The organism is Bacteroidota bacterium (assembly GCA_018266755.1).
Classification (GTDB): Bacteria; Bacteroidota; Ignavibacteria; order Palsa-1295; family Palsa-1295; genus JAFDZW01.
The window spans coordinates 1,138,319-1,152,051 of sequence record JAFDZW010000005.1 but is presented as its reverse complement, the minus strand read 5'-3'; the positions used below and the strand labels follow the sequence as shown (position 1 = coordinate 1,152,051).

The 13,733-nt window shown below is 55.8% G+C and carries 10 protein-coding genes; 6 read left to right on the top strand and 4 right to left on the bottom strand.

The features are described 5' to 3' along the window. Positions 1–20 precede the first annotated feature (20 nt). The gene (locus JSS75_09540; protein MBS1903935.1) at positions 21–1,331 is read right to left on the bottom strand and encodes a MoxR family ATPase; all 1,311 of its coding nucleotides are present in this window, start codon (positions 1,329–1,331) and stop codon (positions 21–23) included. A 203-nt stretch (positions 1,332–1,534) separates the two neighbouring features. On the opposite strand from JSS75_09540, the gene JSS75_09535 reads away from it, so the two are divergent. Beyond that, the gene (locus JSS75_09535; GenBank protein MBS1903934.1) at positions 1,535–3,058 is read left to right on the top strand and encodes a hypothetical protein; all 1,524 of its coding nucleotides are present in this window, start codon (positions 1,535–1,537) and stop codon (positions 3,056–3,058) included. A 100-nt stretch (positions 3,059–3,158) separates the two neighbouring features. Here the strand turns inward: JSS75_09535 and JSS75_09530 are convergent, their stop codons facing one another. The 3 genes from JSS75_09530 to JSS75_09520 form a co-directional block, all read right to left on the bottom strand. Beyond that, a complete protein-coding gene (locus JSS75_09530; GenBank protein ID MBS1903933.1) occupies positions 3,159–7,250 on the bottom strand; it encodes a hypothetical protein in 4,092 nt (1,363 codons plus the stop codon). 252 nt (positions 7,251–7,502) lie between these two features. After that, positions 7,503–8,483 (bottom strand): hypothetical protein, encoded by a 981-nt coding sequence (locus tag JSS75_09525; protein MBS1903932.1) that lies wholly within the window; start codon positions 8,481–8,483, stop codon positions 7,503–7,505. Further along, a complete protein-coding gene (locus JSS75_09520) occupies positions 8,440–9,432 on the bottom strand; it encodes a hypothetical protein (GenBank protein MBS1903931.1) in 993 nt (330 codons plus the stop codon). Before JSS75_09520 ends, JSS75_09525 begins: the two co-directional genes overlap by 44 nt. Positions 9,433–9,632: 200 nt before the next feature. Between JSS75_09520 and JSS75_09515 the strand changes: the two genes are divergently transcribed. The 5 genes from JSS75_09515 to nuoH all read left to right on the top strand — a co-directional run bounded on the left by JSS75_09515 (position 9,633) and on the right by nuoH (position 13,733). Then, positions 9,633–10,106 carry an NADH-quinone oxidoreductase subunit A gene (locus tag JSS75_09515; protein MBS1903930.1) on the top strand — a complete coding sequence of 158 codons (474 nt, stop codon included), beginning with the start codon at positions 9,633–9,635 and terminating at the stop codon, positions 10,104–10,106. A gap of 94 nt (positions 10,107–10,200) precedes the next feature. Further along, positions 10,201–10,704: an NADH-quinone oxidoreductase subunit NuoB gene (nuoB, locus tag JSS75_09510; protein ID MBS1903929.1), complete on the top strand. Its 504-nt coding sequence runs from the start codon at positions 10,201–10,203 to the stop codon at positions 10,702–10,704. Between the two features lie 88 nt (positions 10,705–10,792). Next, entirely contained in the window at positions 10,793–11,293 is a 501-nt protein-coding gene (locus JSS75_09505; GenBank protein MBS1903928.1) for an NADH-quinone oxidoreductase subunit C, read from the top strand. After that, positions 11,293–12,495 (top strand): NADH-quinone oxidoreductase subunit D, encoded by a 1,203-nt coding sequence (locus JSS75_09500; protein MBS1903927.1) that lies wholly within the window; start codon positions 11,293–11,295, stop codon positions 12,493–12,495. Before JSS75_09505 ends, JSS75_09500 begins: the two co-directional genes overlap by 1 nt. 143 nt (positions 12,496–12,638) lie before the next feature. After that, positions 12,639–13,733 carry an NADH-quinone oxidoreductase subunit NuoH gene (gene nuoH, locus JSS75_09495; GenBank protein MBS1903926.1) on the top strand — a complete coding sequence of 365 codons (1,095 nt, stop codon included), beginning with the start codon at positions 12,639–12,641 and terminating at the stop codon, positions 13,731–13,733.

The window sequence follows — 13,733 nt, the reverse complement described above, 5'->3', positions numbered from 1 at the left end:
GAGTCGGCGTGCGGCCACTCTTATGCCGTCAGTTCGCCGTCGTGCGAACCGAAGACAGTGCGGATTTCCTTCTCGATATGAATCTTGAGTTGTTTGAGGTCTTCGGTCAGCGGCTGAATGGCAGCAACGACCGCTTCGAATTGTCGGCGTTTTGCCCCAGCGTCTTTGTCGGCGGAGCCGAATTTTTCTTTTGCCCATTCGACGATCGACCGTTTTTTCGTCACTCCTTCGAGCTCGGCAATCGGTTCCTGGATGGCCTTCGGATCGGCTTTAAGACTCCGCAACAGCGACTCGATCGTTAATAGCTGCGCAAGCTGCTCGAACCCGCCGCTTGCGCCGTAGAGGTGATTCAGCGTCTCATACGACTTGACGAATAACGCCTTCTCGGCAGCAATGCCGGAGGTACAGAGAATATAGTGCAGCCGCTGTACGTCCGTCAGATCGACTGACGTCCGGTTCTTCAGGAAGGCAAGGGCTCGCAAAAGGTCGAGCGACTTGGCCTGTGTGCGCGGAGAAATATAATAATCTTTATGACGGATGCGCTCCTCGTGTGGCCGCTCCTGCAGCATGCGGTTACGCTGGACTTCGTAATGCCGGATCACGAGGTTCGTAAAATACAGGTGTTCCGAACTGACGGCGACCTCTTCGTCCTGCGATTCCCCTTTGATCACCCCGGACGCATATTTCAGCCAGGAGTAATGCACCTTCGTCGGCGGCTCGAGCGTCTTGCCGGATGCTTTGAGATATTGCTCGCCGATAAGATACTGCATGAACGGATCTTTGTCGGGGATGACGAGCGATTTGAACAGGAATCGGTCGAGCAAGGCTTCGGTGATTTCCGAGATACGCAGGTAATTGGTCGCAGCGATCACCGTGTGGATCGCGGCGGGCTTTTGCTGCAAGCCACGGATCAGGGCGCGTTCGTTGAGTGTCGTTAGCAGCGCTCGAAGGGTGTAGTCGTTTGCGTCGAAGATCTCGTCGATGAAACCGAATTCGCTTTCGATCAGCGAACCTTCGGTATTGTGAATGATGAGGCCTTTCTTGAGCTCTTCGATATCGAGGCCGCCGAAATACGTATCGGGTTGTTGTTCTTTCGACGCCTGTACCTTGAAAATGCGGGCTTCGTCGAACATGGCGAAGACCTGATCGGCGAGCAATGTTTTCCCGACGCCGGTTCGGCTTTCGATGAGTATGTGTTCGCCGACGAGCAACGCGAGAAAGATCTGCTCGACGACTTCGGAGCGGTTGATCACGCGCCGCTCGACAAATTCCATTGCTGCCTTGAGCCGGGCAATAAACTCCTCCCGGTTGTATCCTGACGGTGCCTGCATGGGTCGTTCAGTGATGTAATTGAAGAACAACAAAATACGGAAGAATCGGCCCCACAGGCATCAAAGACGCCCTCACGAAATTATCTTCCGAGATAATCGGTACACTTTCGCCCGAATGGCTGTATATTTGACCGACACTTCCCAGACGCATTTACAGAAGCGGCTCCCCAAGACTGCACCATTACAGTTTAGAAAGGATTGCTATGCTTACTCGCTACATGCGTTTTCTTTGCATCGTTTGTGTCGCACTCGTCTCGTTCGGCACTATTGTTCGGGCCCAAATCCCACGGCAGATCGCCTATCAGGGGATCTTGCTTCAATCGGATGGCACAACTGTGCCGGATGGGAATCACACCCTTACGCTCAGTATCTATTCGACAGCGACCGGCGGAGCGACACTCTTCACCGAAACGCAGAATGTCGTCGTCGTCAAAGGGATTTTCAACGTCCTGCTCGGTTCGGCGATCCCGCTGCCGGCCAGCCTGGCGTTCGATCATGCCTATTTCCTCGGTGTCGCGGTCGATGGCACCACCGAGCTCACGCCGAGAACAGCATTCATGCCGGCGCCGTATGCTCTGAACTCCGAGCATGCGAATCGTGCGGATGTCTCGATGCACTCCGGCTCGACGGATAGCCTGTACTTGCCATTCTCGGGCGTTGGTGCGAACGGGACGAATCCTGTCTTGCAAGTCTCGAACTCCGGATCCGGCGGCAGCACGATCGTCGGTCTTGGCGGTGGCGGCTCCACGATCGGCGTGATGACCGGTTCGGCGATTTGGGGTTCTGGTGGCGCCGGATATTTCGGTGTTGCGGGCTATAGTGACGGGGGTTCGGATGCATACGCCGGTGTCCTGGCTCGCGGCGGCGGATTTACGAGCGGCTTGCAAGCGATCAGCGAGAACGGTGTCGGTGTCGCTGCGATGAGCGGCGCAGGAATCGCCGGGGCGTTTCGCATCATTAACCCGATCAATACGGCCAACGCACTCGAAGTGTCGACCGTCGGTATCGGCGAGGCTGTGCGAGCCACGGCGAGCGCAAACGGTGTGAGCGCGATCCACGGTATCTCGCAGGATACCGCCGGAATGTCGACCGGCGTGTTCGGCGAAACACAAAGTAAGTCGAACGGGACCGGAGCAAGCGCCGGTGCAAGCGGCGTCGTGGGGCTTGTTTCTCGCGAAGGGCCGGGTGGCTATTCGGCGGGTGTGCGTGGCGTCAATAACGGGACCGGCGGGCTTGGGATTGGTGTCATCGGTTACCAAGCAGGCAGCGGCTGGGGCGTGTATGGCGAAACGCCCAAAGGATACGGAGTGTATGGCATAGCAACCGATGCGAACGCAGCAACCGTCGGTGTCCGCGGTGAAGTATATTCACCGAACGGTATCGGTGTGGCGGCGAGATACTCGGGGAGCGGGCTCGGCGTCGCACTGCAAATCGGCAATGGCGCTATTCAGTTGAGCGGTACGAACAAAGCTGCCTTCGTGCATACAGCAACGGCGGCGAACAAACTCTCGGCAAACGGGACGGACGTGGACAATGCGATGTGCAACGGCGATCCGAACTGTTTTCTCTTCGTGACGCAGAAGCTTAATCCGTCGAATATCACCTATAATAACAGCCCGATCGGCGTATACTATAACACGACTCGCAGCAAGTGGGAAATCTTCAACGAGAATAACGTTGCGATCCCCGATAACGCGCAGTTCAATGTGTTGGTGATCAAACAATAACGATACTCTCGTCGCAGCAGAGAGTTCACGTGTGTCACACGAGAGGGTGCGAAGTCCGTAGCTGACTTCGCACCCTTCGTATGTTATTTGGGGGGTAAGACTATCGCATCACCACGACTCGCGCGTGGATCGTTCCTGCGCTTGCGGTGACCACCGTTTCGTAGACGCCGCTTGCAAACCGATCGGTGCTACAGTTCAGGCCGTCCTGCGAAATCGTCACATCATCGGCAACTCTGGTTCGTGTGCCGAATACATCGACAATCTCGACGGTCGCATGCTCGATGCGTTCGCTTGTGCGCAAGATGAAGGATGTATTCGCAGGATTGGGGATAATCTTCAGGTTCGGCATCGTGCGGAACCGGAGGTAGTTTGCAAGCGGGCCCCATGCGCAGCCGGTCGGTGAACACACATCGGTACCGATCGGCTGTGAGAGGACACTCAGACAAGCAAGCGACCCATCGGCGCCGGTCACCGAATCGATCGTGACATGCGTACATGCCGAATCGACCGGGTAGAACGAGAAGTACGCTTCGAGGGTCGTATCGTTGCGCGTATTGAACCGTACGCGCGCTTGCGAAGCGGACGGATGTCCGATCGTTACGTCGCGTCCTTGCCGGTCGAACACTCCCCGATACACCAGTGGTCTGGGGTCGAAGTTTACCGTAAACTCGACATCGGTTTGTGCTCCCGTATGCTCGATCACGATCGGGATGAATGCATCGCCGCCCACGGTGTCAGTATACGCAGGTGTCATGCTGTGTTGATCGAAGAATACGGTAGGAAGTGCGTTTACGAACGGTGCCAGCGGCACATCCCACGAACGACCATCCGTTGCGCTCATGTGCAGCTTCGCATCGAGTTTACCCGGATGCACGGGTACACAGGTCAGCACGATCGTCGAGTCGTGTGTTACCGTCAGCGGAGCGGTGGCCGTCAGCACGAACGACGATGCGTCCGGACCGGTGACGGAGATATCCGCCAGGTCCACCGGACACGGGATGCGGATCGAAACAGAATCCGCGATGCTGGTACACACTGAGAGCGAATCGTTATCGAACAGCACCGCCGGCGAGAGCGTGACGGTCGCTCCGGCGACAACGACAGCGAGCGATATATCGTGGCTCCCGCCTTCGGCGTCGCTTACATGAAGAGTTGCATCGAGCATCCCAAGGTGTTTCGGCGTGCAACGCACAATGACCACCGAATCGGCGGGAAGTTGCGTCGAAGTCGTGAGTAATGTATACGATGCTGCATCGACACCCGTGATCGACATCGAAGAAAGCGACAGCGGACACGGCGTTCGTAACACGATCGTATCCGACCCACCGACACACATCGAAACTGTATCCCCGCGAAAGAGAGCTGCCGGTGCGTACGAGATCTGAGTTGCAGCGCGGAATACATCGATCGGGAAATCCCACGTACGTCCATCGGCTGCTTCGAGATGGAGTGTCGTACGGTAGTGTCCGTTCGTTGTCGGGGCGAGATCGACCGTCAGGAGCGAATCTTCGGGCAGATGTGCGGTTGTCAATGAAAGCGAGAAGAGCGCAGCGTCTTGCCCTTGGAGCGTCGCCGTAACAATGTCGTTACTGCATGGGGACCGCAGCTCGATCGTACCGACGCGGCTCTGGCACGGATAGAGTGTGTCGCCTTGCAAACTTGCCAGCGCACGAGCGATCGTTTGATCGGGGCTCACAACTACCGAGAGGGGAATGTCCTCGGTGCGTCCGTCCGAAGCAACGACATGGACGGATGCAGTGAGGGTGCCGTCGTGACGAGGTGTACAGAGCACTCGTACCAACGAATCCGATGCGGAGGCGTTCAAACTTGTGAACGTGAACGATGCGGAGTCCGGCCCGAGGATCGTTGCAGAGTCGATCGCGAACGGACATGGCGAGACGATCCGCAGGCTATCGAGTTCACGCGAACAGAGATAGAGTGTATCGCCATGGAACAGCTCCGGCGGCTCGACCGCGATCGGCGCCGTGAGCACGACGACATGCAACAGCACGTCCCAGCTTCTGCCGTCAAGCGTGGCGATATGTAGTGTAGCCGTCAGGTCGCCGGTGTGTGTGGGGTCGCAGACGATACTCACGAGCGAGTCCGCCGGCAACACTGCCGAGCGGCGCGAAGAGCGGAACGATGCGGAGTCCGGCCCGCTGATCGTGAACGAACCAATCCCGACCGCGCACGGTGCGCGCAGAAGAATGCTGTCGGTGTGAAGCTGGCAGATATAGATCGTATCGACGCGAGAAGAGGTGAGTGGTGATACCGTCACACCAATGGTATCGGCATCGAGATCGAGCGGCAAGTCGATTGTGCCCCCATCTGAACGGACGATATGCAGCCGCGCATGCAAACGACCGGCGCGATGCGGAGTACAAAGTACGTGCAGCACCGAGTCCGAAGGAATATTCAGTAGTTTGTTACCGACGATGGTGTACGAAAGTGAATCGGATCCGAGCACTGTCACAGACAAGAACGATGTCGGGCATGGGGCGTGAACAATCAGACTGTCGAGCCGCGTATTGCAGCCGGCAATCGTATCGCCGACGAAGAGGGCCGGTGGCGAATAGGTAAACGGCAGCGTTCGTACGTACAGATCGAGGGGCACATCCCAACTGCCGCCGTCTTTCCCAACAAAATGCACAAACGCGTGAAGCATACCCGAACGCTTCGGGCTACAGAGCACACGCAGCATGGAGTCGGATGGGAGCAGTTTCGGTTTCGAGCCGACAATCACGAACGATGATGCATCCTGGCCGATGATGGTGACCGATGAAAAGACAACGGGGCAAGCTGCTTTGAGGAGAAGACTGTCAAGTGCGCTCGAGCAGAAATCGATCGTATCATCGGTAAAGAGTCTCGACGGTTTCGTATCGAGTGTCGGTGGTGAAACAGATCCGTCGAGATCGATATAGGTGATTGATCCGTCGTTGAGTGTCAGCTTGACGCGCCCATGCTTCGCACCGACGCTCACCGGATTAAACCGCACATAGATGGTGTCATGGTCCGGCGGCGGCAGCGTTGGCTGCTTCAACAGCAGGTAGCTCGAAATGTCTTGGCCGTCGATCTCGGCCGAGACCGCCCACTTCGGTCGGCACGTCGACGGCGAGAGGACGAAATAGTTATAAATCGGTGTGTCGCAGATCGAAAGCGAAAACGGCTTGAACAAGTGCTGACCCTGAATCCCCAGTCCGCTCGACGTTCCGGGAGCGGCAGTACCCCAGATCGAACCGAGGGTATCGATGACGTACAGGAGGCTGTCGTCGACGGCAAAAATGTTGTGTGAATCTACAGCCGAGACCGGCGAGATCATCGGTGTCCAGGTTACTCCCTGATCGGACGAGCGCAGGATTCCGTTGCCCTCTTCTCCGACAAAATAATCGTGGCAGCCGCGAGTGGAATTGCCTTTGAGATCAGTAAACGCTCCGAGCGAGACCTTATAGCACAAATTCCAGGTCACTCCGTTGTCGGTCGTCCGAAACATCTGCGAGAATACCGGGCTGCGAAACGCCCAGTTTTCATTGATCACAATGTGGATATTCGGGTCGGTTTGATCGGAGATCGAGGTGTTGCAGTCTTGATACGTTACACCGGTTGCAGTCTTGACCCAGGAAACACCGTGATCGGTACTGTAATAGAATGAGCCCCCGGCGGAAATGCGGTATGTGCTGTCTGCGGCGACGGTGATATATCCCCACGATCCGGTACTAGTACGGATTGGCGTGCTCCCGAGCGTGACCTTGGTTACCACGCCCATATCGGCATAGAGGATGAACCGGTCCGGTGCGAAATCGTAGAGGATGCAATGTCCGCCAGTCGAAGGGACCAGGCTCTTCCATGTATTGCCGCGGTCGGTCGTGTAGAACGCGCCTTTATCGCGTGTGACGAATGCAAAGTGATCGACATCCCAGATATCGACATCGCCGATCCAATTCCCAATTGGCGGAGTAGTCAGCGTCGTCCAGGTCGCGCCGTAATCGGTTGAAAGCACCAAATTGGCCCATCCGGCAAGGATGACCGAATCCTTCGCTTTGATCGACCCATACTCAGCGGGTGCGAACGCCGTGTTGCGCGAGGTCTGCATGATATTCGGCGCGAGCAGGCGCCACTGGGGTTGTTGCGCGCGCGCCGCCAGGCCTGCAACAAGCAACAAAAAGAGGGATAGGACGAACCGGTATCGTCGCATGGGTACGGACTGTGTGTATTACTTAATAGTAACTCATCCCCCGGTCATTGGTTACAATTTTTTTCTTTTTTATTGGCGCACATAGGCATCTGTATCCGACACGTAGCCCAAACAGCAAATATCCTGTATATACAATCGGTTACACCGGTCTTCAGTATTTGGTAAAGATTAGCCGCAGTGTTGGGGTCACCTTCGTCGAGTGCCAACCGATGGAATCGAGGGTCCAGCCGTCTCCCATCATTTCCCCAGTAGCTACCACAAGGTCAACCGCAATTCCGGCGGCGAGTCGGGCGAGCCCCAGTCGGTGGAGGTGGAGTTTCGGTAGTAGAAGTCCGTGCTCGACTGCAGGTATAGGCCCGTTCCATATTCGATCACCTTGGGCTCTACCTCCGGGCCCTTCAGATTCACCACTACGCTGTCTTTGCTGTAGTACGTTAGTGGCAGGTTTATCAGGGTCAGCCTCTGTGAGATTGTGAATTTCAGGTTAGGGTCGGCAGGTTGGATCTGGCCTTCGGTAGCCTGGTAGATGGCGATGTCGAGGGAATCGATACGTTTCCCGTCGTCGGAGAATTTGATGTATGTGGACCGGGAGTCAGTGCGATGCGGGTATGAATTCGGAGGCTGGTAAAACGAGTATAGAACGCCGCATTGATGATAGTGCCAGTTCAACGAAGCATACGGTTGGAACACAGTTGTCTCCGAGGCCACGGTATCGTTGTTCGTATTCGTTGAGTAGTGATTCTTCGCGGTCATTGTTACCGACAAGTTCGAGAATTTCTGCAAAATCGCAAACGTACGCTCCGCGTCACTTGGCGTGCGTTGGATCGTCGTTGACGCAGTATCGTACACCAATTGAGACTTCGGTTCAATCAGTTTCAGCCGGACGACATGTTCACCGGGCTCACGGAAATAGTACCGAATCGTATCGAGGTCGAGACCTGTGATCACATGGAATGAATCATCGAACTCCCATTCAAAGAGCATCGGTCTGGGGAGCGCAAGTGTAGTCGTAGCGAAAAATTCTAGGGTGTCGGTCGGAAGCTCGACAGTCGAACTCGGTACAATTCGGAGGGTATCTTTCGGCGCCGCCGGCTTGGGACCAGAGGATGGAACCGGCTGAAGCGGGTCGCCAGACGAATGACAGCCACAAAGGAACAACCATATCGCGGCTGCGAGCACGAGGCTTCGCTTAGCGGAAGAACGTGACCGTGCAATATGCTCGATGATATCCATCGGTTGTATCTATTTGAAGGAGGCGGTGGGAAAAATATTCGTGCGTATTCGCGTAGGAATAGCTCGACACCGAATCATCTTGAACCTGGACCGCTGACCGTAATGTATTCCCAAATTCCATGAACCGAACGGAATCAGTGAACACGTCCACTACATGCAGCGAGCGAAACAAGAGGGAGACCGAACGATCGTCTTGGGATTGGTGCCCATCGAGGTTCATGAATGAGCCCGCATCTCCACGCAGATCTGCATCGTCAAGCTGGGTCCCATCATACGACAGCTCGCCGGAGATGTAGGCGTCTTGCCCGGAAGCGTATTCGGGTGGGGTACCTGACGATGTTTGAGGCGGGTGCGTGCTTGCGGAAAAGCTACCCAATGGATCGACAAGCACGTCGAGCGTCACTGACTTACCGTCATCGAACAACCCACGGAGCGAATCATACACTGTGCGAAGCGAACCGGCGTGATGATACACACTGTCACGATACCAGCCTGAAAAGCGAACGTCGATCCGTACCTTTTGAAACTGTTGAATGAGTGACAGCTCAATGGCGTGGGGGTGCACGTAGACAAAGCCGGTTTCGACAACCATCGCCTTCGTACTGCCGGATGCGAATGCCTCGACTTGAATTGTATAGAGACCGGGGAAGTGGATGGCTGCGTTGAAGCGGTTGGAATCTGTGTACTCCGCATGTCCCGCTGTATCCGTATACGACCATCGATATGACACGATTCCCGGCGGAGTCGGTGTGAGCCGGAGTTCGATTAAGGAGTCTGCAGTGACATTGGAGCTTTTGGCAGTCACCCGGTATGTGACCGAATCTTTCAGTACAGGAGTTTCCGTTGGAGCGGTAACGGATGAACGACATCCGGCCGTGAGCAATTGCCCAATGGCAAGCATCGAGTAGGTGAGAATACCGAGAACCCGAGAGCAACTATGCGGAGTCATAACGTCCAAACGTGCACGATATCGCCTGCGTTCTCATCGTGTTGGTCAAATAGCGATACACGGCTGCTCGCGCTTCGGTCTTAGACTAATTGCCGACAGTGGGCCGGATACCCTCGTATATTTGTACGATTTTCCACTGCGGGCAATTTTCTCCGTGGGGAATCTGTTTAGAGCTATTCCTTTACTGAAAGGCATTAACGATGCTCGGCGAATTTAGTCACGTTTTTGCGTTTTTCATATTAGCGATCATCTTTACGGCAGGGGGCATTGTCACCAACATGCTCATCCGTCCTACCAAGCCGAATACTCTCAAGAATTCCGCCTACGAATGCGGCGAAGATCCGATCGGGTCCGGTTGGATCAAATTCAATATCCGCTTCTATATCGTAGCCCTGATCTTTCTGTTGTTCGACGTCGAAATCGTCTTTCTCTTTCCCTGGGCGCTCGTCTATAAGCAGATGGGCTGGCTGGCATACAGCGAAATGCTGGTGTTCCTTGCCATCCTGATCGTCGGCTTTGCGTACGCATGGGTGAAGGGCGACCTCGACTGGGTGCGCCCGAAGCCGTACGTTGCCGATCTCGGCGACCTCGTGCTCCGCGCACAGCCGCGCAAGAGCCCGACGCCGGTTCCGGCCGATGTGATGCCGATGCCCGTCGAGCAGCTTGTGAACTGACGACGTGTGAAGTTTGAACTGTGAATTGCGAAGAATGAGCGGCGGACGACTTCGGTGATCCTTCCTCATTCATCCTTCATCCGTTTACGAAAGTATGGGATTACTCAATAAGTACGACAATCCGTTCGATAGCGGGAACATCGTGATCACCGGCGTGGACACACTGCTGAACTGGTCGCGATTGTCGAGCTTGTGGATGATGGGCTTCGGCCTGGCATGCTGCGCTATCGAGATGATGGCTGCTTCGGCATCGCACTACGACATCGGTCGTTTCGGCGTCATTCCGCGTCCGAGCCCGCGGCAGTCGGATATTATGATCATCTCCGGCACGGTGACCCTGAAAATGGCCAGCCGCACGAAGATGCTCTACGAACAGATGCCGGACCCCAAGTACATTCTCTCGATGGGCTCCTGCTCCAACTGCGGCGGCCCGTACTGGGAACATGGGTATCACGTCCTGAAGGGCGTCGACCGTGTGATTCCGGTAGACGTGTATATCCCCGGCTGTCCGCCGCGTCCGGAAGCACTTCTTGAAGGACTGATGAAGCTGCAAGAGAAGGTTCGCAAGCAGTCGGTTGCGCGGACGGTATTGAGTTAAGTAGTAGCGCCGACTTCAGTCGGCGCCCGCAAACCGAAGGTTTGCGGTTGGGACCCGCCGACGAACGTCGGCGCTACTTGAAAAGTGTATGACGAACAAAGAGATCTACGAAAAGCTGAAAGCCGTTTTTGGCAACAAAATCGGCGACTTCAACGAGCAGACCGGCTCCGAGTACGCCAAGCGCACCTCGAGCTATGCGGATGTCGCCGAGCCCGGTGCGGTTCACGAGATCTGCCAGTACCTGCGCGATGACAGCGATCTGGCGTTCGAGAATCTTAATAGTGTCTCCTGTGGCGACAATGGCGATAAGACGCTCTACGTCGCGTACCACATGGAGTCGATGTCCAAGAAGCACGCCTTCGCACTGAAGGTCACGGTGCCGGTCGATCACCCGATCGTCCCGTCGGTGACCGATCTGTGGGCCAGCGCGAACTGGCACGAGCGTGAGGGATATGATATGATCGGGATCAAGTTTCTCGAACATCCCGATCTGCGCCGCATCCTGCTCGATGACGACTGGGTCGGCCATCCGCTTCGCAAGGACTACAAGCACCCCGAGTTTTACAGAGGAATGAAGGTACAGTATTAATGGCTGAAGTTCTTCACCCCAACTTGACGACCGCGCCGGTACCGGTGAAGGTCGTGCCGGCCGAGAAGGTCGAGACGAACCGTCTGAAGACCGAGGAGATGATCCTCAACATCGGGCCCCAGCACCCGTCCACCCACGGTGTGTTGCGCCTGGAGGCTGTGCTCGACGGCGAACTCGTGATCGACGTTGTGCCGCATCTTGGCTATTTGCACCGTTGTTTCGAGAAGCATTGCGAGGCCATGACCTACCCGCAGGTCGTGCCGTACGTCGATCGTATGGACTACCTCGCGGCAATGAACTCCGAGCACGGCTATGCACTTGCAGTCGAGCGTTTGATGGGTATCGAAGTGCCCGAGAAGGTCGAGTATATCCGCGTGCTCTTCGCGGAGCTGCAGCGTATCGCGTCGCACTTGATCGCGGTCGGCACGTTCGGTCTCGACGTCGGTGCCTTCACTCCCTTCCTCTATTGCTTCCGTGACCGCGAGGATATCCTCGAGATGTTCGAGAAGACCTGCGGTGCGCGTTTGCTCTATAATTATATCTGGGTCGGCGGTCTTTCGCACGATCTGCATCCCGATGTGCTCGGCATGGTGCGCGCATTCGTCAAGAAGAATCGCGCCACACATAAGGAAGTCAACGAACTGCTGACGTTCAACAAGATCTTCCTCGAGCGCACAGCGAACGTCGGCGTCCTCAAGCCGGACGTCGCGATCAATATGGGCGCCAGCGGACCGATGCTCCGCGGTTCGGGCGTGAAGTGGGACCTTCGCCGCGACGACCCATATTCCATATATGATCGTTTTGAGTTCGAGGTCGCCGTCGGCACCGGAATGATCGGGCAAGTCGGCGATTGCTTCGATCGTCACTGGGTCAGAATGCTCGAGTGGGAACAGTCGCTCAATATCATCGAGCAGATCCTCGAGCAATTCCCGCAGAATGACAAGACGGACGTCCAGAAGGCGATCCCGAAGCGCATCAAGCCGCCGGTCGGCGAGATCTACTCGCGTACCGAGAATCCGCGCGGAGAGCTTGGGTATTACATTGTGTCGAAAGACAACGTGAATCCGTGGCGTGTCAAAGTTCGCTCGCCAGCCTTCACGAACTTAGCGTTGCTGCCGATCATCTCGCGCGGCTACCTGATGGCGGACTTGATCATCATCCTCGGCTCGATCGATATCGTGCTCGGAGAAGTGGATCGGTAAATATTAATGATATTGCGAGGAGGGCTTTAGCCCGACGAAGCAATCTGGAATGTTCGGGTGCATCGCCCGCTTCGAGATCATAGATTGCTTCGCTTCGCTCGCAGTGATAATCGTTGAGTAGTAACTGACAAAGCAAACAGTACATGTTTGACGGACTTCGAGATCTGTTGGTAAGCTTGCTCGGGAAGGGAGACCTTTCCGACATCCTTGCGGTCGTCGTGTATTCGGCGATGCCGCTTGTGGTGATCTTGCTCTATGCACTCTTCGCGATCTATGCGGAAATGAAACTTTCCGCATTCTTGCAGGACCGACTCGGACCGATGCGCACCGGGCCGATGGGTTTGCTGCAGCCGATCGCCGACATCCTGAAACTTCTGCAAAAGGAAGATATTTCGCCGAAGGATGCCGATAAGAAGCTCTTCAATATGTCGCCGTTTATCGTCTTTATCGGGAGCTATCTCGGCTTTGCTGCGCTGCCGTTCTCGGCTGCATATATCGGCGCCCGAATCAATCTCGGTATTTTCTATATCGTCGCGGCGAGCGGCCTCGTGGTCGTTGGTCTCTTGATGGCAGGATGGGGATCGAACAATAAGTATTCGCTCTTCGGCTCGATGCGTTCGGTCGCACAGATCGTCAGCTACGAAATTCCGACCGGGCTTGCCATCCTTTGTGTCGTGATGGTTGCCGGTTCGATGGATATGCAGACCATCTCGAAGTTGCAGGAAGGCGGTATTCAAAACTGGTTTCTCTTCGGCGGTCCGAAGCATTTGGCCGGGTTTGGCGGCGGCTACTCCTGGTTGCTGACGCCGTTCATGCTTGTCGCCTTTGTGATTTATATCGTCGCATCGCTCGCGGAAACGAACCGTGTGCCGTTCGATATTCCCGAAGCAGAATCCGAACTCGTCGCCGGGTATCACACGGAGTATTCGGCTATGAAGTTCGCGCTGTTCTTCCTGGCGGAATATGCGAATATGTTCGTCGTCAGCGCGATCGCCTCGGTGTTGTTTCTCGGCGGGTGGAATTCGCCGTTCGGCGATGTGCTCGGTGGGCCGGTGATGGGCCTGTTCTGGTTCGTCGGGAAAGCGATCTTTTTTGTGCTCATTCAGATCTGGATCCGTTGGACACTGCCGCGCTTGCGCGTCGACCAACTGATGAATATCTGCTGGAAGGTCATGATCCCGTTCGGCATGGCGACGGTGCTCGTCATCGGAACGCTCGTGACCTGGCTGGTGCACTAA

Excerpts from the sequence above, each read along its gene's own strand:
- JSS75_09540 (MBS1903935.1), bottom strand. The coding sequence starts at position 1,331 with ATGCAGGCACCGTCAGGATACAACCGGGAGGAGTTTATTGCCCGGCTC.
- JSS75_09530 (MBS1903933.1), bottom strand. The coding sequence starts at position 7,250 with ATGCGACGATACCGGTTCGTCCTATCCCTCTTTTTGTTGCTTGTTGCA.
- JSS75_09535 (MBS1903934.1), top strand. The coding sequence starts at position 1,535 with ATGCTTACTCGCTACATGCGTTTTCTTTGCATCGTTTGTGTCGCACTC.
- JSS75_09515 (MBS1903930.1), top strand. The coding sequence starts at position 9,633 with ATGCTCGGCGAATTTAGTCACGTTTTTGCGTTTTTCATATTAGCGATC.
- JSS75_09525 (MBS1903932.1), bottom strand. The coding sequence starts at position 8,483 with ATGGATATCATCGAGCATATTGCACGGTCACGTTCTTCCGCTAAGCGA.
- nuoB (MBS1903929.1), top strand. The coding sequence starts at position 10,201 with ATGGGATTACTCAATAAGTACGACAATCCGTTCGATAGCGGGAACATC.
- JSS75_09505 (MBS1903928.1), top strand. The coding sequence starts at position 10,793 with ATGACGAACAAAGAGATCTACGAAAAGCTGAAAGCCGTTTTTGGCAAC.
- JSS75_09520 (MBS1903931.1), bottom strand. The coding sequence starts at position 9,432 with ATGACTCCGCATAGTTGCTCTCGGGTTCTCGGTATTCTCACCTACTCG.
- nuoH (MBS1903926.1), top strand. The coding sequence starts at position 12,639 with ATGTTTGACGGACTTCGAGATCTGTTGGTAAGCTTGCTCGGGAAGGGA.
- JSS75_09500 (MBS1903927.1), top strand. The coding sequence starts at position 11,293 with ATGGCTGAAGTTCTTCACCCCAACTTGACGACCGCGCCGGTACCGGTG.